Annotated in this window: 20 protein-coding genes and 2 pseudogenes; 14 read left to right on the top strand and 8 right to left on the bottom strand. The window is 69.6% G+C overall.

Annotated elements, in window-relative coordinates; all coding sequences use genetic code 11:
- Window positions 1-66: 66 nt before the first annotated feature.
- Entirely contained in the window at window positions 67-858 is a 792-nt protein-coding gene (locus tag CCR97_RS14790) for a hypothetical protein (RefSeq protein WP_111359191.1), read from the bottom strand.
- A 153-nt stretch (window positions 859-1,011) separates the two neighbouring features.
- Between CCR97_RS14790 and CCR97_RS14795 the strand changes: the two genes are divergently transcribed.
- On the top strand, window positions 1,012-2,046 hold the full coding sequence (locus CCR97_RS14795; RefSeq protein WP_111359190.1) for an aspartate-semialdehyde dehydrogenase: 1,035 nt from the start codon (window positions 1,012-1,014) through the stop codon (window positions 2,044-2,046).
- A 233-nt stretch (window positions 2,047-2,279) separates the two neighbouring features.
- Window positions 2,280-2,927 (top strand): DsbA family protein, encoded by a 648-nt coding sequence (locus CCR97_RS14800; RefSeq protein ID WP_111359189.1) that lies wholly within the window; start codon window positions 2,280-2,282, stop codon window positions 2,925-2,927.
- A 216-nt stretch (window positions 2,928-3,143) separates the two neighbouring features.
- Here the strand turns inward: CCR97_RS14800 and CCR97_RS14805 are convergent, their stop codons facing one another.
- From CCR97_RS14805 to CCR97_RS14815, 3 genes are all read right to left on the bottom strand, one after another.
- On the bottom strand, window positions 3,144-3,452 hold the full coding sequence (locus CCR97_RS14805) for a hypothetical protein (RefSeq protein WP_146618863.1): 309 nt from the start codon (window positions 3,450-3,452) through the stop codon (window positions 3,144-3,146).
- Between the two features lie 33 nt (window positions 3,453-3,485).
- Window positions 3,486-4,367: a prephenate dehydratase gene (locus CCR97_RS14810; RefSeq protein ID WP_111359187.1), complete on the bottom strand. Its 882-nt coding sequence runs from the start codon at window positions 4,365-4,367 to the stop codon at window positions 3,486-3,488.
- A 71-nt stretch (window positions 4,368-4,438) separates the two neighbouring features.
- Window positions 4,439-5,194, bottom strand: a complete 756-nt coding sequence (locus CCR97_RS14815) for a 3-deoxy-manno-octulosonate cytidylyltransferase (protein WP_111359186.1) — start codon at window positions 5,192-5,194, stop codon at window positions 4,439-4,441.
- A gap of 168 nt (window positions 5,195-5,362) precedes the next feature.
- On the opposite strand from CCR97_RS14815, the pseudogene CCR97_RS14820 reads away from it, so the two are divergent.
- The 10 genes and pseudogenes from CCR97_RS14820 to CCR97_RS14865 form a co-directional block, all read left to right on the top strand.
- Window positions 5,363-5,899 (top strand): annotated as a pseudogene (locus CCR97_RS14820) (c-type cytochrome); the annotation flags it as partial.
- A gap of 516 nt (window positions 5,900-6,415) precedes the next feature.
- Complete coding sequence (locus CCR97_RS14825) at window positions 6,416-8,335, top strand: extracellular solute-binding protein (protein ID WP_244670470.1); 1,920 nt, start codon at window positions 6,416-6,418, stop codon at window positions 8,333-8,335.
- 80 nt (window positions 8,336-8,415) lie between these two features.
- Window positions 8,416-10,263: an extracellular solute-binding protein gene (locus CCR97_RS14830; protein ID WP_201159606.1), complete on the top strand. Its 1,848-nt coding sequence runs from the start codon at window positions 8,416-8,418 to the stop codon at window positions 10,261-10,263.
- A gap of 159 nt (window positions 10,264-10,422) precedes the next feature.
- Window positions 10,423-11,538 carry a microcin C ABC transporter permease YejB gene (locus CCR97_RS14835; protein ID WP_111357915.1) on the top strand — a complete coding sequence of 372 codons (1,116 nt, stop codon included), beginning with the start codon at window positions 10,423-10,425 and terminating at the stop codon, window positions 11,536-11,538.
- Between the two features lie 28 nt (window positions 11,539-11,566).
- On the top strand, window positions 11,567-12,766 hold the full coding sequence (locus tag CCR97_RS14840; RefSeq protein WP_111357916.1) for an ABC transporter permease: 1,200 nt from the start codon (window positions 11,567-11,569) through the stop codon (window positions 12,764-12,766).
- Between the two features lie 49 nt (window positions 12,767-12,815).
- Window positions 12,816-13,055 carry a hypothetical protein gene (locus CCR97_RS14845; protein WP_111357917.1) on the top strand — a complete coding sequence of 80 codons (240 nt, stop codon included), beginning with the start codon at window positions 12,816-12,818 and terminating at the stop codon, window positions 13,053-13,055.
- Window positions 13,048-13,515 carry a type II toxin-antitoxin system VapC family toxin gene (locus CCR97_RS14850; protein ID WP_111357918.1) on the top strand — a complete coding sequence of 156 codons (468 nt, stop codon included), beginning with the start codon at window positions 13,048-13,050 and terminating at the stop codon, window positions 13,513-13,515. Before CCR97_RS14845 ends, CCR97_RS14850 begins: the two co-directional genes overlap by 8 nt.
- Entirely contained in the window at window positions 13,512-15,140 is a 1,629-nt protein-coding gene (locus CCR97_RS14855) for an ABC transporter ATP-binding protein (protein ID WP_111357919.1), read from the top strand. The genes CCR97_RS14850 and CCR97_RS14855 overlap by 4 nt, the downstream gene beginning before the upstream one ends.
- A gap of 168 nt (window positions 15,141-15,308) precedes the next feature.
- The gene (locus tag CCR97_RS14860; protein ID WP_111357924.1) at window positions 15,309-15,941 is read left to right on the top strand and encodes an NUDIX domain-containing protein; all 633 of its coding nucleotides are present in this window, start codon (window positions 15,309-15,311) and stop codon (window positions 15,939-15,941) included.
- Window positions 15,942-15,945: 4 nt separating this feature from the next.
- Window positions 15,946-16,635, top strand: coding sequence for a DsbA family protein (locus CCR97_RS14865; RefSeq protein WP_111357920.1), 690 nt, complete (start codon window positions 15,946-15,948; stop codon window positions 16,633-16,635).
- A gap of 25 nt (window positions 16,636-16,660) precedes the next feature.
- Here CCR97_RS14865 and CCR97_RS14870 read toward each other — a convergent pair whose 3' ends face one another.
- The 3 genes from CCR97_RS14870 to CCR97_RS14880 form a co-directional block, all read right to left on the bottom strand.
- Complete coding sequence (locus CCR97_RS14870; RefSeq protein ID WP_111357921.1) at window positions 16,661-17,134, bottom strand: HXXEE domain-containing protein; 474 nt, start codon at window positions 17,132-17,134, stop codon at window positions 16,661-16,663.
- Between the two features lie 45 nt (window positions 17,135-17,179).
- Window positions 17,180-18,046, bottom strand: coding sequence for a C40 family peptidase (locus tag CCR97_RS14875; RefSeq protein WP_111357925.1), 867 nt, complete (start codon window positions 18,044-18,046; stop codon window positions 17,180-17,182).
- Between the two features lie 230 nt (window positions 18,047-18,276).
- Entirely contained in the window at window positions 18,277-19,653 is a 1,377-nt protein-coding gene (locus tag CCR97_RS14880) for a leucyl aminopeptidase family protein (RefSeq protein ID WP_111357922.1), read from the bottom strand.
- Between the two features lie 187 nt (window positions 19,654-19,840).
- On the opposite strand from CCR97_RS14880, the gene CCR97_RS14885 reads away from it, so the two are divergent.
- Window positions 19,841-20,467, top strand: a complete 627-nt coding sequence (locus CCR97_RS14885) for a glutathione S-transferase family protein (RefSeq protein ID WP_111357923.1) — start codon at window positions 19,841-19,843, stop codon at window positions 20,465-20,467.
- A gap of 163 nt (window positions 20,468-20,630) precedes the next feature.
- Entirely contained in the window at window positions 20,631-21,494 is an 864-nt protein-coding gene (locus tag CCR97_RS14890; RefSeq protein WP_111357926.1) for a tetratricopeptide repeat protein, read from the top strand.
- A 212-nt stretch (window positions 21,495-21,706) separates the two neighbouring features.
- Here the strand turns inward: CCR97_RS14890 and CCR97_RS14895 are convergent.
- Window positions 21,707-21,810 (bottom strand): annotated as a pseudogene (locus tag CCR97_RS14895) (IS110 family transposase); the annotation flags it as partial.

Genomic DNA, 21,810 nt, shown 5'->3' on the forward strand with positions numbered 1-21,810 from the left:
GTTCCGCGGCGTTTCCCGCCCACCTGTGGCGGCCCTGCTGCACTCGGCGGGATTTCGATGCGGGCATCAGTAGTTGCGCGGCGGGGCATAGGGGCTCGCCTTGCGGGCGACGGCCGGGTTCGGCCCACGCGGATCGGTCGTCTGGACGAGCGGGCTGGCCGAGCAGCGGGGGCTGTTGACCATTCGGGCGCGCAGAAAAGCGTCGGCGTCCTTGGCCGGCAGCGCACGGTCCAGCACCAGCCGGTCGATCAGGCAGGCGAGCCGGGCCGCCGACGGCCGGCTGCCGTCCGCCTCGCAGTACCAGCCCTTCAGGTAGACGGCCGTGGTCGAGAACCGGCTCAAGAAGACGAAGCACGGCTTGCGCAGCCCGTCGGAGAAGAAGGTCGCGTCGACGGCGCGCAGGTCGCCGTACCGCGTCTCCAGGTCCCAGTGATTGCGCCCGAACTGGCCGCTGAACTGGCGCGCCACCGGCATGGTCCGCATCTCGCCGCGGAAATCGGTCTCGCCGAACCAGTTCGACGGCGCCTGGACGAGGGCCACGGTGAGGTCCTGGTCGCGCGCCAGCACGTTGCCGTACTGGCGGATCTCGACCCGTCCGATGCCGCGGCTCGTCGCCACCAGGCCGCGCCCGCCGAGGCGCTCGAGCGATGGGTCGGCGAGCCGGAACGACGGCTGGTCGTCCGAGCGCGTCACCTGGAAGCTCGACACCCAGAGAATCACGAGCCCGATCAGGCCGAGCACGAGGAGGCCGACCAGATAGAAGCCGTAGCGGATCATCACGCCGGCCGTGGAGACCACGGCGCCGACGGGCGAGCGGTCGAATCGGGAATCGTCCGGACCGAGATACGGGGTGGCCATGAAACGCACCGAAGCCTATATGGGGCCTCGCGCCGCCGTGGGCGAGGCGCGGGCGAGCCATGCGTTGTCTCGACCGACGTTCTCGCCTAGAAGCGGTTGCGCTTTCGTGTCTCCCGGAACGAGACCGAGGGATATTAATCCTGGGAGTAAACTATGGGTTACAAGGTCGCGGTGGTCGGCGCCACGGGCAATGTGGGCCGCGCCATGCTGGAGATCCTCGCCGAGCGGCAGTTCCCGGCCGACGAGGTGGTCGCAATCGCGTCCCGGCGCAGCCAGGGCGTCGAGGTCTCCTACGGCGACACGACCCTCAAAGTGAAAGCCCTGGAGCACTACGACTTCTCCGACGTCGACATCTGCCTGATGTCGGCCGGCGGCTCGGTGTCGAAGGAGTGGTCGCCCAAGATCGGCGCGCAGGGCTGCGTCGTCATCGATAACTCGTCGGCCTGGCGCTACGACGCGGACGTGCCGCTGATCGTGCCCGAGGTGAACGCCGACGCGGTCGAGGGCTTCCGCAAGAAGAACATCATCGCCAACCCGAACTGCTCGACCGCGCAGCTCGTCGTCGCGCTCAAACCGCTGCACGACCGCGCGACCATCAAGCGCGTCGTGGTGTCGACCTATCAGTCGGTGTCGGGCGCCGGCAAGGAGGCGATGGACGAGCTGTTCTCGCAGACCAAGTCGGTCTTCACGCTCGACGAGATGCAGGTGAAGAAGTTCCCCAAGCGCATCGCCTTCAACCTGATCCCCCAGATCGACGTGTTCATGGAGGACGGGTACACGAAGGAAGAGTGGAAGATGATGGCCGAGACCAAGAAGATTCTCGACCCGAAGATCAAGCTCACCGCCACCTGCGTGCGCGTGCCGGTCTTCGTCGCCCACTCCGAGGCCGTGAACATCGAGTTCGAGCAGCCGATCACGCCCGACGAGGCGCGGCAGATCCTGTCGACCGCGCCGGGCTGCCTGGTGATCGACAAGCGCGAGCCCGGCGGCTACGTGACGCCCTACGAGGCGGCCGGCGAGGACGCCACCTACATCAGCCGCATCCGCGAGGACGCGACGGTGGAGAACGGCCTCGTGCTGTGGTGCGTCTCCGACAACCTGCGCAAGGGCGCGGCGCTGAACGCCGTGCAGATCGCCGAATGCATGCTCAAGCGCAACCTTCTCCAGCCGAAGAAGAAGGCCGCCTGACCCGACACGCCGCCCGCGCGGCGCGATGACACGAAGCCCGGCCGAGGGCGTTCCTCGCGCCGGGCTTCGCTTTTTGCCGGACGCGCCCGCGTCCGGAGCGGCCGAAGCGCCGCCGACCGTGCCCAAGAACACTACTCTTCACAAAGACTGCCCTCGCAAGACGGCCCCCGGAAACGCCCTTTCGGACACGAGAACGATCAAGGCGGTGCGCGCACCGCCCCGAAGGAGCCCCTGTGACGAGACCCCCGCGTACGTTCACCTATCTGTTCGATCCGCTGTGCGGCTGGTGCTACGGCGCCGCCCCGGCCCTGCACCGGCTCGCGGCGATGCCGGACATCACCATCGCGCTGCTGCCGACCGGCTTGTTCGCCGACGGCGCCAGCCGGCCGATGACCGACGCCTTCGCCGACTACGCCTGGTCCAACGACAAGCGCATCGAGACGCTGACCGGCCAGCCGTTCACCGACGCCTATCGCGACACCGTGCTGGGCGACCGCATGCGGCGCTTCGATTCCGGCCCGGCGACGCTGGCGCTCGCCGCCGTGGCGAGCACCGAGCCGCGGCGCGAGATGGGCGCGCTGTCGACCCTCCAGGCCGCCCGCTATGTCGATGGCCGCGACATCACGGCACCGGCCGTGCTGGCGGCCATCCTGGCCGACCACGGCTTCGGCGCCGCGAGCGCCCTGGTGGCGGCGCCGACCGACGCGCTGAAGGCCTTCAATGCCGATCGGATTCTTCGCGCCCGCACCTTGATGCAGGCGGTCGGGGCGCAGGGGGTGCCGACCCTGGTGCGGCACACGCCGGAAGGACCGCAGCGGCTCGACTCGGGCCTGCTGTTCGCCGGCCCCGAACGGATTTCCGAGGCCCTGGCGACGGGGTGACTGACGGCGGGTGAAGGCGCTCGGCCTCGTGTCCCGGGCGCGGCGCGACGCGCCGCGAACCGGGACCCAGGGGCGATCGAGCGAGGCGGTTTCAGTCGGTCATCCCGTGCGGCCCCTGGGCCCCGGCTCTGCGGCGCATCAGGCCTGCGGCCTGAAGCGCCTTGTCCGGGGCACGCAGCATCCGGGGGACGCAGCCGGAGCGCGGGGCGAGCAAAGTCACGCGCTCTCGGTGAGGTCCTCCCAGACCTCGAGCGTCACGGCGCCGCCGAGGACCTGGCGCCACGCCTGGAGGAAACTCTGGATGCGCAGGTCGCCGGCGATGCGCTGGCGGCTCATCTCCACCGCCTCCGGGGTCTCGTAGACGATCTCCTGGATGAACTGGGCGGGATCGTCGACGTTGCGCAGGAGGCGCATCGAGGTGCCGCCGAGCAGCCCGTAGAAGGGCGCGGTCGCCTGCACGACCGAGCGCACATAGGCCGGATCGGCCGAAGGCAACGTGACTTTCAGAAGAAGGACTCTCCGCACGCTCCCGCCGGCCGTCGCCATCCCCGCCCCCGCTCAGGTGGTCGCGAGCTCCTGCTGCGACCGCTTGGCGAAGGTAGCGCGGATCGGATGCGCCGGATAGACGCCGAGAATCTTCAGCGTCTTCGGCTGCGAGAAGAAGGCGAGCTCCTCCAGCGCGAGCTTGAGACCGCGCTCCTCCGGATGGCCCTCGACGTCGGCGTAGAACTGGGTCGCGGCGAAATTGCCCTCGAGCATGTAGCTCTCGAGCTTGGTCATGTTGATGCCGTTGGTGGCGAAGCCGCCGAGCGCCTTGTAGAGCGCGGCCGGGATGTTGCGCACCTGGAACACGAACGTGGTGATCACCGGCCCGTTGTTCGGCTCGGCGACGGCGGGCTCCTTCGACAGCACGATGAAGCGCGTCGTCGAATGCGACTCGTCCTCGACGTTCTCGGCGAGGATGTCGAGCCCGTAGATCTCGGCGGCGAGGCGCGACGCGATGGCGGCGCGGGTCTTGTCGCCGGCCTCGGCGACGATGCGCGCGGCGCCCGCCGTGTCGGCCTGGACCTTGGTGACGGCGCCGAGCTTGCGCAGGAAGCGGCGGCACTGGCCGAGCGCCATGATGTGGCTCTCGACCGTCTTCAGGCCTTCGAGCGTCGCCCCCTTGGGCGCCATCAGCTGGTTGCGGATCGGCAGGAACCACTCGGCCACGATGCGCAGCCGCGAGGTCGGCATCAGGTGATGGATGTCGGCGACCCGCCCGGCGACCGAGTTCTCGATCGGGATCATGCCGAGCGTCGCCTTGCCGGACGAGACCGCCGTGAAGGCGTCCTCGAAGGTCGGGCACGGCACCGGCGTGTAGTCGGGATAGGCCTCGCGGCAGGCGATGTCCGAGTTGGCGCCCGGCTCGCCCTGAAAGACGATCTTTTTCTGGTCCATGATGGTCTCGGGTAAAGCCCCGGCGGGCGGGCGAGTCAATCCGCGTGTCGGCCGACGGGGCGGCGTGTCGGTCAGTCGGGGTGTCGGCCGCGGCCGGCCAGGATCGCGCGGGCAGCGTCGAGGTCGGCCGGCGTGTCGACGCCGAGCGGCACCGAGACGACCACGGCGACGTCGATCCGCATGCCCGCCTCCAGCGCCCGGAGCTGCTCCAGCCGCTCGCGCCGCTCCAGCACCGACGGCGGCAGCGCGACGAAGCGAGCGAGCGCGGCGCGCCGATAGGCGTAGAGCCCGATGTGGTGGTAGAGAGGCCCGTCGCCCCACGGCGCCGTCGCCCGGGTGAAATAGAGCGCCCGCAACCGCCGGTCCGCGACCGGGCTCCCGACCACCTTGACGACGTTCGGGTTGGTGCGCTCCTCGTCGCGCACGATCTCGGCCGCGAGCGTCGCGATGTCGACAGATGGATCGTGGAGCGGCGCGACCGCGGCGGCGACGTCGGCCGGCGCGAGCGTCGGCAGGTCGCCCTGCACGTTGACGACGGTTCCGAACCGGCCCTCGGGGTCGATCGTCTGCAGCGCCTCGAAGATGCGGTCGGAGCCCGACGGATGGTCGCCCCGGGTCAGCACGGCATGCCCGCCGGCAGCCGCGACGACGGCGCGGATCGCCTCCGAATCGGTGGCGACGACCACCGGCCCGATCCCGGCCTCGACGGCGCGGCGCATCACGTGGACGATCATCGGCACGCCGCCGATGTCGGCCAGCGGCTTGTCGGGAAGCCGCGTCGCGGCGAGCCGGGCCGGGACGAGAACGACGGTGTCGGACAAGGACATGACGGATGCCGGATCGGGAAACGGCGGAGCGCCGTTGCGCAGCCGCGAACCGCGGCCTTCGGCGGCGCTTATACGTGTTGCAAGGCGCGCCGCAAACCCGCTATGTCTGCCTGGAACCTCGTGCGGCACCCCCGCCGTAGACGCTCTTTCCCCCGGAGCCCGTGCGCGATGGATTCTTTCGAGCTCAACAAGATCGCCGGCGCGTTCCTGTTCAGCGCCGCCTGTGTCGTTGCCCTCAACGTCACGGCCGGCATCATCTTTTCGCCGGAGAAGCCCGAGCAGCCGGGTTACGCCATCGCGGTGGCGGGCGAGACCGCGGCGCCGAAGGCCGCCGCCGACGCCCCCGCCGAGCCGCCGATCACCACGCTGCTCGCGTCGGCGAGCATCGACCGTGGCGCCGCGGCGGCGCGCAAATGCGAGTCCTGCCACACCTTCGACAAGGGCGGCGCCAACAAGGTCGGCCCCAACCTGTGGGGCGTGGTCGGCCGGCCGCACGCCTCGCATGCCGGCTTCAAGTACTCGGCCGCCATGGCGGCGAAGACCGGCCCGTGGACGATCGAGGAGCTGAACGCCTTCATCCAGAATCCCAAGGCGGCGGTTCCGGGCACCGCGATGGCGTTCGCCGGCGTGGCGAAGGCGAGCGAGCGGGCCGACCTCCTCGCCTTCCTCAACTCGAAGTCCGACAACCCGCAGCCGCTGCCGACCACCACGGGCGCCGCCTCGCCGGAGCCGGCGCCGCCGGCGGCGGCCCAGCCGCAGCCCGGCAACCAGGGCGCCCAGCCCAACGCCCAGGCCGAGACCGCGCCGCCCAAGCAGTGAGGCGGCGGGGCGCTTCTCGGAATTGCACCGTCGTCCCGGGGCGGCGCGCAAGCGCCGAGCACGGGACCCATAACCCCTGCTTCTCGTGAGCGAATTTCACCGGGCGTATGGATCCCGGGCTCGCGGACCTTTCGGTCCGCGCCCCGGAATGACGGGGATGCAAAGCCTTCTCGAAGGCGGCCATCCAGAGCGGCTCGCCGTGTTGTCCCTGGGTGCCCGCCTGCGCGGGGACGAGCGGACAGGTGCCGCTTTGGCTCCGTCCAATCCGGCGAGATTGCCAACATTTAACCCGTTTCGGCCGTCCGCGGCTGGCGGACGCACATCCCAAAACCGACATATTCGGTTAGAACCGTCGGTCTGCCCGCCCGAGGACGTCTCGGGTGGCGTGCTTGGGAGATGTCCTTGCCCCTGTCCCGGCCCCTGTCCCGTCGTGACCTGCTCCGCTCGACCGCGATCGCGGCGGCGACCCCTGTCCTTGCCCCGCTCGCCGGGCTGGCTCCGGCCGCGCTCGCGCAGGCGGCCGCGGAAGGACCGGCCGAGCCGGTCTGGCGCCACGGGCTGTCGCTGTTCGGCGACCTCAAGTACCCGGCCGGCTTCGAGCACTTCGACTACGTGAACCCGAGCGCCCCGAAGGGCGGCACGGTGCGCCAGATCGCCATCGGCACCTTCGACAACTTCAACGTCGTCGTCTCCGGCGTGAAGGGCAACCTGGCCGGCCCGGTGTTCTTCGTCTACGAGACCCTGATGACGCCGGCGCTCGACGAGGTCTCGACCGAGTACGGGCTGCTCGCCGAAGCCGTGTCCTATCCGGCCGACTACGCGTCGGTGACCTACCGGCTGCGCGCCAACGCGCGCTGGCACGACGGCAAGCCGGTGACGCCCGAGGACGTGATCTTCTCGCTCCAGGCGTTCACCAAGAACCACCCGCAGTTCGGCGCCTACTACCGCCACGTCACCAAGGCCGAGAAGACCGGCGACCGCGACGTGACCTTCACGTTCGACCAGCCGGGCAACCGCGAGCTGCCGCAGATCGTCGGCCAGCTCCGGGTGCTGCCGAAGCACTGGTGGGAGGGCACCGACAGCCAGGGTCGCAAGCGCGACGTCACCCAGACGACGCTGGAGGTGCCGCTCGGCAGCGGCGCTTACAGGATCAAGGAGTTCTCGCCCGGCCGCACGATCGTGCTGGAACGGGTGAAGGACCACTGGGCCAAGGACCTGCCGGTCAGCGTCGGCCGCGACAACTTCGACGAGCTCCGCTACGAGTATTTCCGCGACACCACGGTCGCGCTCGAAGCGTTCAAGGGCGACGCCGTCGACTGGCGCACCGAGAACTCGGCCAAGGACTGGGCGACCGCCTACGACTTCCCGGCCGTGAAGGACGGCCGGGTGATCCGCGAGGAGTTCCCGATCCGCAGCTCCGGCGGCATGCAGGCCTTCGCGTTCAACATCCGTCGCGACAAGTTCAAGGACCCGAACGTCCGCCGCGCGTTCAACTACGCGTTCGACTTCGAGGACATGAACCAGGCGATGTTCTTCGGCCAGTACAAGCGGGTCGGAAGCTACTTCGAGGGCATGCCGGACCTGATGTCGTCCGGCCTGCCGGAAGGCCGGGAGCTCGCCATCCTGGAGACGGTGCGGGACAAGGTGCCGGCCGAGGTGTTCACCACGCCCTACACCAACCCGGTCGCCGGCTCGCCGGAGGCGGTGCGCAACAATTTCCGCGAGGCGCTGCGGCTGTTCAAGCTCGGCGGCTTCGAGGTGCGCGACCGCAAGATGGTCGACGTGAAGACCGGCCAGCAGATGACGGTCGAGTTCCTGCTCTCGTCGCAGACCTTCGAGCGGCTGGTGCTGCGCTATCAGCCGGCGCTGGAGCGCCTCGGCATCGCCGCAACGGTGCGCACCATCGACCCGGCCCAGTACGAGAACCGGATGCGCAGCTGGGACTACGACATCATCGTCGACTCCTGGGGCCAGTCGCTGTCGCCCGGCAACGAGCAGCGCGGCTTCTGGGGCACGCCCGCCGCCGACCAGCCGGGCTCGCAGAACTCGGTCGGCATCAAGAACCCGGCCGTCGACGCGCTGATCGAGAAGGTGATCTTCGCCAAGGACCGGGCCGAGCTGGTCGCCGCGACCAAGGCGCTCGACCGCGTGCTGCTGTGGAACTTCTACGTCGTCCCGCAATGGACCTACGGCAAGCAGCGCACGGCGCGCTGGGACCGCTTCGGCCGGCCGGCGACGATGCCGACCTACGGCGCCGCGGCCTTCCCGACGATCTGGTGGTGGGACGCGGCCAAGGCCGCCAAGACCGGCGGCCGTTCGTGAGCGCGGGCGAGCGCGACGAGCGGCACCTCCTTGCACCTCTCCCCGCGCGCGGGGAGAGAGGGCCGAGCCGCCGCGAGGTCCTGATCACGTCCGCAGCCGCCGGCCTCGTCGTCGCGACCGGCCTCGCGCCGCGCCCCGCGAGCGCCGCCGTGGAGGCGCCCGAGACGCACGGGCTCTCGGCCTTCGGCGACTTGAAATACCCGGCCAACTTCCGCCACTTCGACTACGTGAATCCGAGCGCCCCGAAGGGCGGTACCTTCTCGCTGATCGGCTCGACCCGGCAGTTCAATCAGAACTTCCTGACCTTCAACTCGCTGAACAGCTGGATCCTCCGCGGCGACGCCGCGCTCGGCATGGAGTGGACCATGGCGAGCCTGATGGTGCGGGCGACCGACGAGCCGGACGCCCTGTACGGCCTCGTGGCGCGGGCCGTGCGGGTCGCACCCGACGGCCTCGCCTGCACGTTCGTGCTGAGGCCCGAGGCACGCTTTCATGACGGCACGCGGATCACGGCCGCCGACGTCGCCTGGTCGCTGACCACCCTCAAGGCCAAGGGTCATCCGATCATCGGGCAGCTGCTGCGCGACATGATCGCCGCCGAGGCCGAGGCCGACGACCTCGTGACGGTGCGGTTCGCGCCGGGCCGCGCCCGCGACGTGCCGCTGTTCGTCGCGTCGCTTCCGGTCTTCTCGCGCGCCTATTATGCCAACCGGGCCTTCGACGAGACGACGCTCGAGGTGCCGCTCGGCGCGGGGCCGTACAAGGTCGGCCGCTTCGAGCCCGGCCGCTACATCGCCTACGAGCGGGTGCCGGACTGGTGGGGCGCGGCGCTGCCGGTGTCGGTCGGCCAGTACAATTTCGACACGCTGCGCTACGAGTTCTATCGCGACCGCGACGTCGCCTTCGAGGGCTTCACCGGCAAGAGCTACCTGTTCCGCGAGGAGTTCACGTCGCGCATCTGGGCGACCCGCTACGACTTCCCGGCGATCCGCGACGGCCGCGTCAAGCAGGTCGTGCTGCCCGACGACACGCCCTCCGGCGCGCAGGGCTGGTTCCTCAACGTGCGCCGCGACAAGTTCAAGAGCATCAAGCTGCGCGAGGCGCTGATCGTCGCCTTCGACTTCGAGTGGACCAACAAGTCGCTGATGTACGGCTCGTACCAGCGCACCCACTCGGTGTTCCAGAACTCCGACATGATGGCGACCGGCAAGCCGGAGGGCGCCGAGCTCGCGCTGTTGGAAAAGTTCCGCGGCAAGGTTCCGGACGAGGTGTTTTCCGACCCCTTCGTGCCGCCCGTCTCGGACGGCTCCGGGCAGGACCGCGCCCTCCTGCGCCGCGCCTCGCAGCTCCTGCTCGAGGCCGGCTACCCGGTGAAGAACGGCAAGCGCGTCGGTCCCGACGGCGCGCCGGTGACGATCGAGTTCCTGCTCGACGAGCCGGCGTTCCAGCCGCATCACATGCTCTACATCAAGAATCTCGGCCTGCTCGGCATCGACGCGACGCTGCGCATGGTCGACCCGGTGCAGTTCCGGGCCCGTGTCGACGCGTTCGACTTCGACGTGACGATCCAGCGTTTCTCGTTCTCGACCACGCCGGGCGACGCGCTGCGCTCCTACTTCTCGTCGCAGTCCGCCGCCATCAAGGGAACCCAGAACCTCGCCGGCATCGCCGATCCGGTGATCGACCAGCTCATCGAGGCGATCATCGCCGCCAACACCCGCGCCGATCTGGTGATCGCCGCGCGGGCGCTGGACCGCGTCGTCCGGTCCGGACGCTACTGGGTGCCGCAGTGGTACAAAGCGTCGCACTGGCTCGCCTTCTGGGACGTGTTCGAGCGCCCGCCGACGAAGCCGCGCTACGCCCGCGGCGCGCCGGAGACCTGGTGGCACGACGCCGCCAAGGCGGCGAAGACCGAGGGGAAGGGATAGCGCGCCCGGAGCGGGCGCAGGGGCCACGTCCTTCGAGACGCCCGCGTCGCGGGCTCCTCAGGACGAGGATGGAGTTCAGCGCCTGCCCTCGTCCTGAGGAGCGCCCGAAGGGCGCGTCTCGAAGGACGCGGCCACCAGAGCAAGACGCAGCTTGACATCATGACCGCCTACATCGCCCGTCGCCTCCTGTTCATGATCCCGACGCTGCTCGGCATCATGCTGGTGTCCTTCGTCGTGGTGCAGTTCGCGCCCGGCGGCCCCGTCGAGCGGGTGATCGCTCAGATCTCCGGTTCCGACACCGGCGCGACCTCGCGCATCTCGGGCTCGGCCGGTGGCGACTTCGGCGCCCGCGGCCAGCCGCAGGGCGGCGCCGCCATGGACGCGACCTCGTCGAAATACCGCGGCGCCCAGGGACTCGACCCGGAGTTCATCAAGAACCTCGAGCGCCAGTTCGGCTTCGACAAGCCGGCGTACGAGCGGTTCCTCATCATGCTGAAGAACTACATCACGTTCGACTTCGGCAAGAGCTACTTCCGCGACGTCAAGGTGATCGACCTGATCAAGGAGAAGCTGCCGGTCTCGATGTCGCTCGGCATCTGGATGCTGCTGCTCACCTACCTGATCTCGATCCCGCTCGGCATCCGCAAGGCGGTGCGCGACGGATCGCAGTTCGACATGTGGACGTCGGGAATCATCATCATCGGCTACGCGATCCCCGGCTTCCTGTTCGCCATCCTGCTGATCATCCTGTTCGCCGGCGGCTCCTTCTTCGACTGGTTCCCGCTGCGCGGCCTGACCTCGGACAACTGGGACCGGCTCGCCTGGTGGCAGAAGATCCTCGACTACTTCTGGCATCTCGTGCTGCCGATCGTCTCGATGGGCATCGGCGCCTTCGCCACCATGACGCTGCTGACCAAGAACTCGTTCCTCGACGAGATCCGCAAGCAATACGTGCTCACCGCCCGCGCGAAGGGCTGTACCGAGCGGCAGGTGCTGTACGGGCACGTGTTCCGCAACGCCATGCTGCTGATCATCGCCGGCTTCCCGGGCGCCTTCGTGCACGCCTTCTTCTCCGGCTCGCTGCTGATCGAGACGATCTTCTCGCTCGACGGCCTGGGTCTCCTGGGCTTCGAGAGCGTGCTCAACCGCGACTATCCGGTGGTGTTCGCCACGCTCTACATCTTCTCGCTGGTCGGCCTAATCGTGAACCTGATCTCCGATCTCACCTACACCTGGGTCGATCCGCGCATCGACTTCGAGACCCGGGAGGTGTGAGATGGACGCCCCGACCACCCCACCCCGCATGGACGCCCGCCCGGCCGAACGCGCCGCCGCGCAAGGGCGCGAGCCCGAGACCTCCGCGATCGCCCCGACCGGCCTCGCCGTGCCGCCCGAGGGCCGGCCCCTCCCGGTCTCGCCGATCACGCGGCGGCGCTGGCAGAACTTCAAGGCGAACCGGCGCGGCTTCGTCTCGCTGTGGGTCTTCCTGGTGCTGTTCGTCGCCTCGCTCGGCGCCGAGCTGATCGCCAACGACAAGCCGTTCCTCGTCTCCTACGACGGCCACTGGTACTTCCCGGCCTTCGTCGCCTATCCGGAGACGACCTTCGGGGGCGACTTCGAGACGACGGCCGACTACCGCGACCCGTTCCTGCAGAAGCAGATCGCCGAGAAGGGCGGCACCATCTGGTGGCCGCCGATCCGCTACTCCTACAACACCCACAATCTCGATCTGCCGACGCCGGCGCCCTCGCCGCCGACCTGGATGCTGACCGAGGCGCAATGCAAGGCCGTGGTCGAGCGCAAGGGGCTCTCCGGCTGCCGCGACCTGGAATACAACTGGCTCGGCACCGACGACCAGGGCCGCGACGTCGCCGCGCGGCTGATCTACGGCTTCCGCCTCTCGGTGTTGTTCGGCTTGTGCCTCACCCTCGTGTCCTCGGCGATCGGCATCGCGGCCGGTGCCGTGCAGGGCTATTTCGGCGGCTGGACGGATCTCCTGTTCCAGCGCTTCATCGAGATCTGGACCTCGGTGCCGTCGCTCTATCTCTTGCTGATCATCTCGTCCGTGCTGGTGCCGGGCTTCTTCGTGCTGCTCGGGATTCTCCTGCTGTTCTCCTGGGTGTCGCTGGTCGGTCTGGTGCGGGCCGAGTTTTTGCGCGGCCGGAACTTCGAGTACGTGCAGGCGGCGCGCGCGCTCGGCGTGTCGAACACGCTGATCATGTTCCGCCACCTGCTGCCCAACGCCATGGTGGCGACCCTCACCTTCCTGCCGTTCATCCTGTCGTCCTCGGTGATGACGCTCACGGCGCTCGACTTCCTCGGGTTCGGCCTGCCGCCCGGCTCGCCCTCGCTCGGCGAGATGCTCGGCCAGGGGAAGGCCAACGTCCAGGCGCCGTGGCTCGGCCTCACCGCGTTCTTCACCGTCGCGGCGATGCTGTCGCTGCTGATCTTCATCGGCGAGGCGGTGCGCGACGCCTTCGACCCGCGCAAGGCGTTCGGGTGAGTGCTCACGCGTTTCGCGTTATGATGGGCCCTGGCCGAAGGAGGCTCCCATGAACAGGATCGTGCGAGAGAACTACCCGGCCTCGAAGCTGCCGGAGGACTTGCGCCCGAGCAGCGATCCGGAGGCGCGGGTCGTGGTGACGGTGGAAACCCAGGACACCGCGGTCGAGACTCCGCCCGAGCGGCGGGTCACGCTCGAGGAGATCATGGCGCGTCGCCGCCCGCCGTACCGAAGCAAGGAAGAGATCGACGCCCAGGTGAGGGCAGACCGAGACGAGTGGGATGACTGAGGCCTCACGAGCTCCGCTTGTCTATTTGGACGCGAATCCGTTCATTTACCTGATCGAGGGTGCCGACGATCTCGTCGCGGTCATGGAGCGACTGTTCGGCAAATTGCAGGCGAATCCCGGATCGGGAGCGACCAGCGAGCTCACATTGGCCGAAGTCCTGCCGAAAGCACCGGAGTGGCATCGAGAGGATTATCTCGACCTGATGTTGTCGAGCGGCTTCCTGCGGCTTCTCCCCGTGACCAGAGAGGTCATTCTCGGCGCCGCCGAATTCCGGAGAACGGTCGCATCCGCGGGTTTCCGAATGCCGAAACTCCCAGATGCGATCCATGCCGTTACGGCCGGCATAGAAGGATGCCGCTATCTCGTGACGAACGACGCCAGGTTAGCGGTTCCGACAGGCGTTTTCAGGGTCGGAACGGATGCTGCGTCAATCGCAGCGGTGATCGAGGAGTTGCCATGACCACCCCCCTCCTCTCCGTGAAGGACCTCTCCGTCGTCTTCCGCCAGGGCGGGCGCGACATCCTCGCGGTCGATCGCGTGTCGTTCGATCTCGCCAAGGGCGAGACGCTGGCGCTGGTCGGCGAGTCGGGCTCGGGCAAGTCGGTCACGGCGCTCTCCGTGATGAAGCTCCTGCCCTATCCGGCGGCGAGCCATCCGTCCGGCACCATCGTGTTCAAGGGCCAGGAGCTTGTCGGGCGCAGCGACGACGAGATGCGCAAGGTGCGCGGCGACGACATCGCGATCGTGTTCCAGGAGCCGATGACGTCGCTCAACCCGCTCCACACGATCGAGAAGCAGATCGCCGAGATCCTGCTGCTCCACCGCGGCCTCACCGGCGAGGCGGCGCGCGCCCGCATCATCGAGCTGTTGACCCAGGTCGGCATCCCGGATCCGGAGGGCCGGCTCGGCAGCTACCCGCACCAGCTCTCCGGCGGCCAGCGCCAGCGCGTGATGATCGCCATGGCGCTCGCCAACGAGCCCGATCTGCTGATCGCCGACGAGCCGACGACCGCGCTCGACGTCACCGTGCAGGCGCAGATCCTCGCGCTCCTGAAGGACATCCAGCGCCGGCTCGGCATGTCGATGCTGTTCATCACCCATGACCTCGGCATCGTGCGCAAGATCGCCGACCGGGTCTGCGTGATGAAGCACGGCAAGATCGTCGAACAGGGCGCGGTCGAGCGCGTGTTCGCGGCGCCCGAGCATCCCTACACGCGCGAGCTGCTCGCCGCCGAGCCGAAGCCCGATCCGGCGCCGCTGCAGCCGGACCAGCCGATCGTCGTCGAGACCAGGGATCTGAAGGTCTGGTTCCCGGTGAAGCGCGGCCTGATGCGGCGCACGGTCGGCCACATCAAGGCGGTCGACGGCATCGACATCGCGGTGCGCAAGGGCGAGACGCTCGGCATCGTCGGCGAGTCGGGCTCGGGCAAGACGACGCTCGGCCTCGCCATCCTGCGGCTGATCTCCTCGCAGGGGCCGATCGTCTTTCTCGGTCACGAGCTGCAGGGGCTGAAGTTCAAGGCGATGCGGCCGTTCCGGCGCGACATGCAGATCGTCTTCCAGGATCCGTTCGGCTCGCTGTCGCCCCGCATGTCGATCGCCGACATCATCGAGGAGGGCCTGTGGGTGCATCAGCCCGGCCTGTCGGCGGCCGAGCGCGAGGAGCGCGTTGTGCGCGCGCTCGGCGACGTCGGACTCGATCCGCAGTCGCGCTTCCGCTACCCGCACGAGTATTCGGGCGGCCAGCGCCAGCGCATCGCGGTCGCCCGCGCGCTGGTGCTGGAGCCGACCTTCATGGTGCTCGACGAGCCGACCTCGGCGCTCGACATGCTGATCCAGTCGCAGATCGTCGACCTGCTGCGCGACCTGCAAAAGCGCCGCAACCTCACCTACCTGTTCATCTCGCACGACCTGCGCGTCGTCGCCGCGCTGGCGAGCCGGCTCGTCGTCATGCGCAACGGCAAGGTGGTGGAGGAAGGCCCGGCGGCCGAGGTGTTCAACGCCCCGAAGAGCGCCTACACGCGCGCCCTCTTCGCCGCCGCCTTCAACCTCGACACCGCCCCCGAGGGCGTGGTGGCGCAGTGAGTGCGATGCTCCCCGCTCGTCCGCGACGGCGGGGACCCAGGGGCGGCACGGCATGCGGCTCCGGACTCCGGTTCGCGCGGGAATGAGCGGAGCGAGCGGACGCGCATGTCAATCCGATCGCGACGATGGATGCTCTCGCCATCGTCGCACTTGTGCTATGACCCGCGCATGAACCGACAATCACCTCCTCCCGCCCTCGCCGACGCGCCGGCCGAGGTGCAGCTCGACGGCCCGACGCTGCTCGGCCCGGGCTTCCGGCGTTTCGAGCGCTGGTCGGTCGGCATCGACCACGGCGGCACGCCGGCCACGCTGTCGCGTGACATCCTGCGCATCGGCCGTACGGTCGGCATGGTCGCCGTCGACCTCGCCCGCGACGAGATCGTGCTGATCCGCCAGTTCCGGCTCGCCGCGCATCTCGCCACCGGACGCGGCGACATCGTCGAGATCCCGGCCGGCTACATCGAGGCGGGCGAAGTGCCGGCAGCGGCTGCGGCACGCGAATGCCTGGAGGAGATCGGGGTCGCGCCACGCGCGCTGCGCGAGATCTTCCGCTTCATACCGGCACCCGGCATGCTCGAAGAGTACGCCCACATCTTCCTGATCTCGGTCGACGCATCGCAGATCCCGGAGCACGCCGGCGCGACCGACGAGATCGAGCACACGCGACCGATCCGCGTGCCGATCGACGCGGCGATCGCCGCGCTCGGCGCCGGCACGGTCGAGAACGGCTATCTGCTCCTGTCGCTGCAATGGCTGGCGCTCAACCGCCAGCGGCTCGGCGCCCTGCTCGGAGAGGACTGATCACATGCGATTGACGAGACGGAGCGCCGTGGCGGCGCTCGCCGGCGCCGGGGCCGCGATGGCGCTCGCCCCGGCCGGCGCACAGGACGCATCGCTGTTCCCGATCACCGGCGAAGACGGCAAGCCGGTCGTCAACTACAAGGTTCCGGTGGAGCTGGAGAGCCGCATCGAGGAGATGCCGGGCGTCGTCGTGATCGGCAACAAGAATGGCGACGTGACTCTCGCCGAGTTCTACGACCTCAACTGCCCGTTCTGCCGCAAGGCGGCGGCCGACGCCGGCATGCTGGTCGCGACCGACAAGGAGCTGCGGCTGGTGCTGGTGCCGTTCCCGGTGCTCGGCGTGCCGTCGATCCAGGCGGGCCGCATCGAGCTCGCGGTCGCCAAGCTCGGCACGCCGGAGCAGTTCCTGGCGTTCCACCGCCGAGTCTTCTCCATCCGCGGCACGATCGACGGGGCGCGTTCGCTCGCCGTCGTCAAGGAGCTCGGCATGTCGGTTCCGGCGATCACCAAGGTGGCCGACGATGACACCACCACCGACACCATGCTGGCGCATGTGCGGCTCGGCAACGCGCTCGGGCTGCAGGCGACGCCGTCCTGGGTGATCAAGGGCGTCGCGGTGCTCGGCCATCCGGGTCGCAAGGCGCTCGAGCAGATGATCGCCTCGGTGCGCCGCTGCGACCAGATCGGCTGCTGAGCCGATCCGGCCGGCGCGCACCGGGTCAGCGTCGCTGGACGAACCAGGGCTTGTCCTTCAGCTTCAGCATCACCACCGGGCTCGCCATCAGGAGCGCACCGCCGACCGCCGCGCCGATCGAGGTCGCCAGGTCGAGGCGCCCCTCGCTCGAGGCGGCCGCGAACATCGCGATGCCGAGCGGCAGGAACAGCACCACGGCGGTGACGAGACCGGGGGAGAAGCGGCCGCGGGTCGTGACGAACGGCAGGATGTGGAAGAAGACGGCGTTGATGATCATCAGTGCCGCGTAGGTGAGCGGCGCCCAGGGCAGCGTCGGCGCCAGCATGCCTTGGGCCATGCCGAGCGCGACCACGACCGCGTTGGTCACGTAGAAGTCGGTCCACTCGACCGGCAGGCCGATCACGCCGCGCGCCCAGTCGCGCCAATCGAACGTGTATTCCTCGAGAATGTGGACCGCATAGGCGGCCATGGCGAGCCAGGAGAGTTCGACGAGAGTCATGATCGTTCCACGCTGAACCGGACGCGATCGCCGGCTCCTCGATGCTCACACGGGCGGTGGCGGATCGGCAAGCCGCCGGACGCTCGTGATCGCGCCGCCGGCCGCGGCGATGCGGGCGACCGCGGCGGCCGCGGGCTCGATCGCGACCGCCATGTGATGCGCATTCGCGTGCAGGATCGTCGCGGCGTCGCGCACGATCGCGACATGGCCCGTCCAGAAGACGAGGTCGCCGCGCCGCCACGACGCGAGGTCGTGCGGAGCGGGCAGTGCCGTGCCGAGCCCGCGCTCCTGCATGTCGCTGTCGCGCGGTGCCGCGATGCCGGCCGCGGCGAGCGCCACCTGCACGAGGCCGGAGCAGTCGAGCCCGAGACTCGACTTGCCGCCCCACAGATACGGCGTGCCGACGAATGTTTCGGCCACCGCGACGAAATCCGGCTCCACCGTGTCGATCGAGGCGAGATGCGCGGAAAAGACGAACCCGCCGGTCGCGAGCACGGCGAACACGCCCTCGGTCCGGGCGACAGCGACGCGAGCGCCGAGCGACAGCGTCGTCACGGGCGGCGTCTTGATCGAGGCGGCCGGGAACACGAAGGTCCGCAGCGCCGCGACCCGGTGCGTCGGCGCCGGCCCGGGGGCCGCCAGCGCCTCGCTCGGCAGATAGCCGACATAGCCGTCGTCGAGCTGCGCCCACGACCAGCCCTCGTCGTCGGCCTCGTAGACCGTAACGACCTCACCGAACAGCGCCTCGGTGTCGAGCGGCGCGTCCGGCTCGCGCCGGCGCCGCAGCGGCGCCTGCGCAGCGACCACGACGCGCGGCACGCCGTCGACGAAGCGTTCGGCCTCCACCTGGCCTCTCAGATGAGACGCCGCGAGATCGGGCCGGGCCGGCGTGAGACGGGGATCGAGGGTCATGAGCATCGGATCAGGGGCATCGGATCAAGCCGCAGACAGTGGTCTCGTGCCCCGGACAAGGCGCATCGGGCCGCAGGCCTGATGCGCCGCAGAGCCGGGGCCCAGGGGCGTCACGACGAGCGCCGCGGCAAGCAGTCGGACAGCGCCTCGTGCGACGGCCCCTGGGTCCCGGTTCGCGGCGCGTTGCGCCGCGCCCGGGACACGCGGGTGCTCGGGCGAGCGCGCCATTCTCACCCGTACCGCTCGCACAGGAGCGCGTAGAGGGCGCGCGCCGCCTGGCACTCGCCGCCTTCCGGTCGCCCCGGCTTGGCCGACGGCGTCCAGGCGTAGATGTCGAGATGCAGCCAGCGCTTCGCCGCGGAGACGAAGCGGGCCAGGAACAGGGCGCACAGGATCGAGCCGGCGAAGCCCGAGGTGCCGACATTGTTCACGTCGGCGGTCTTCGACTCGATCATCTGATCATAAGGATGCCACAGCGGCATCCGCCACAGGGGGTCGTGCTCGGCCGTGGCGTGCCGGGCGAGCGCCACGGCGAGATCCTCGTCGTCGGTGTAGAACGGCGGCAGGTCCGGCCCGAGCGCGACGCGCGCCGCGCCGGTGAGCGTGCCCATGTCGACCAGCAGCTCGGGCGCCTCCTCGTCGGCGAGCGTCAGCGCGTCGGCGAGCACGAGGCGGCCCTCGGCGTCGGTGTTGCCGATCTCGACGGTCAGGCCCTTGCGCGACGGATACACGTCGAGCGGCCGGAAGGCGTTGCCGTCGATCGCGTTCTCGACCGCCGGGATCAGCACGCGCAGGCGCAGCTTCAGGCCGCGGCCCATGATCATGTGGGCGAGCGCCAGCACGGTCGCGGCGCCACCCATGTCCTTCTTCATCAGCCGCATCGCGGTCTCGCCCTTGATGTCGAGACCGCCGGTGTCGAAGCAGACGCCCTTGCCGACCAGCGTCACCTTGGGGGCGGCAGGATCGCCCCAGGTGATGTCGATCAGCCGCGGCGCCCGGGTCGAGGCGCGGCCGACGGCGTGGATCAGCGGCAGGTTCTCGGCGAGGAGATCGTCGCCGACGATGGTGCGGATCGCGCCGCCGTGCCGCTCGGCGAGCTTTTTCGCGACCGCCTCGAGCTCGGCCGGCCCCATGTCGTTCGACGGCGTGTTGACTAGGTCGCGGGCCATGGTGACGGCCTCGACGACGCAGGCGAGATCGCCGCCGGCGCCGTCCGGCGGGACCAGCCGCACCTCGCGGTCGGCGGCCTCGTGGTAGCGGCCGAACCGGTAGGCGCCGAGCGCGAAGGCGAGCACCGCGAGGCGCGCATCGGCGGGAGGCTCGGCGAACCGGTAGGTGCCGCGCGGCAGGAGCGCCGGCAGGCGCCCCGGCAGGAACGCGTCGCGGCCGGCGCGCCCGGGCGGATCGACGCCGAACACGACCGCGGCGAGGCGCCCCTTGGCGTCCGGCAGCAGCGCGTGGCGGCCCGGCATGGGCTCGAAGCCCGTCGCCTCGGCGAACGCGATGGCGGCCGGATCGAGCCGCGCCCGCACGTTCGGCCAGGTGCCGGTATCGACCAGCCAGATCGGGATCGCCGTGGCGGCGTCGGTCGCGAATACCGGTTGCATGCTGGAGACGTCCTTTGTCGAGGAACCATGCTGCTACCACGCGGCCGGGCCGCTTTGAAGCCGCCCGGACACCGCCCGCCCGCCGGCCTCCGGCCGGTGCACGGCCGGCCCGCGTGGACGCCGGCGCGGCCATGGACTATTCGGTTTCGCCAGCCGCGCCGCAGAGCGCGCGTCACGAGGACTCCGCATGGCCATCGACTTCTACGCCTTCAACACCCCCAACGGCCGCAAGATCAGCGTCGCACTGGAGGAGATGGAGCTTCCCTACACGGTGAAGACCATCGACATCACCAAGGACCAGCAGTTCGACCCGGCCTTCCTGGCGATCTCGCCGAACAACAAGATCCCGGCGATCGTCGATTCCGACGGCCCCGGCGGCGCGCCGATCAGCGTCTTCGAGTCGGGCGCGATCCTGCTCTACCTGGCCGAGAAGACCGGCCGGTTCATGCCGAAGGATCTGCGCGCCCGCGTGCCGGTGCTCGAATGGCTGATGTTCCAGGTCGGCGGCTTCGGCCCGATGCCGGGCCAGATGCACCACTTCCTCACGGTCGAGAACGAGCAGGACCGCCGCTACGGACTGGCGCGCTTCTCCAAGGAGACGGAGCGCCTCTACGGCGTGATGGATCGTCGCCTCGCCGACCATGCGTTCTTCGCCGGCGACATCTCGATCGCCGACTTCGCCATCGTCGGCTGGGCGTGGCGGCACGAGCGCCACAAGGTCGATCTCGCCCGGTTCCCCCACGTGAAGCGCTGGTACGAGACCATGATGGCGCGCCCCGGCGTCGCCAAGGGCTTCGCGGTCACGCTGAGCTGAGCCGGCGCGACGCGGAAAGACAGGGCGTGACGGCGGGGCGACACTGCACCGCCGCCCTCGCCATCTCGCCACGACGTGAAAACTTTAACCGGGCGTTAGGGTTAACGGTCTATTGCTGATCTCGTGCCGGAGCCGTGAGGCCGGCACGAGTGAGGTGTCCGCCGTGTCCCGACCCGTTCGTCTCCCCCGTCTCGCCCGCCTTCTCGCCTCCGTCGCAAGCCTCGGGTTCGTCGCCCTCTCGGCGGCCGGCTGCTCCACCACGGGCACCACGCTCGCCGAGGTGCTGAGCGCGTCCGGAATGGGCGGAGACCGCACCGGCGCCGTGACGGCCGCGGCGCCGGCGGCGCAGGCCCGCAGCGAGGCGGAGTGGCGGCGCGAGGCCGAGCTCTACGGATCCCGCTATCGGGCCGACCCCTCCGACGCCGCGAACGCGATCGCCTATGCCCGCGCCCTGACCGCGACCGAGCAGCGCGCCCAAGCCGCCTCGGTGCTGGAGCAGGCGTCGCTGCGCAATCCCAAGAACCAGGCGCTGCTCGGCGCCTTCGGCCGGGCACTCGCCGACACCGGACGCTACGAGCAGGCGCTCGACGTGCTCGGCCGCGCCCACAGCCCGGACCGGCCCGACTGGCGCATCCTCTCGGCGCAGGGCACGGTGCTGGATCAGCTCGGCCGCCACAAGCAGGCGCAGACCTATTACACGACCGCCCTCAAGATCGCCCCGAACGAGCCGTCGGTCCTGTCCAATCTCGGCCTGTCCTACGCGCTCGACAAGAACCTCGCCGAGGCGGAGGCGACGCTGCGGCGCGCCGCCGAGCATCCCGGCGCCGATCCGCGGGTGCGCCAGAACCTCGCTCTGGTGGTCGGCCTGCAGGGCCGCTTCGCCGATGCCGAGCAGATCGCCAAGGCCGATCTCCCGCCGACGGAGGCCGCCGCCAACGTGACCTATCTGCGCGAGATGCTGGCCGACAAGGGCGACTGGAAGCGCATGGGCCGCCAGCCCCAGATCGCCGCCCGCGGCAAGTCGTGATCAGGTGATCGCGGACGCGCGCGATACCGCCGGCATGGCGCGGTGTCCGCGGCTCCGGACTCCATAGCGGCTCCCTCGACAACCTATCTCACGACGAACGAGGCCGCCTGACGACAAAGGGCGGTGCGGACGTTCTCTGCCCCTGCGGCGAGCACGGGGGAACTCCCTCTCCCCGGCGGGGAGAGGGTTGGGGTGAGCGACTGTCTTGGCTGTCAAGCGTTTTGCCATGGTCGATTGTCCCTGAGCATGGCGTTGAGGATTGTCAGTAGCTTCCGAGCGACGGCGATCAAGGCGACCATCTTCGGCTTGCCGGCAC

It is taken from the genome of Rhodoplanes elegans (assembly GCF_016653355.1).
In the GTDB taxonomy this organism is placed as follows: Bacteria; Pseudomonadota; Alphaproteobacteria; order Rhizobiales; family Xanthobacteraceae; genus Rhodoplanes; species Rhodoplanes elegans.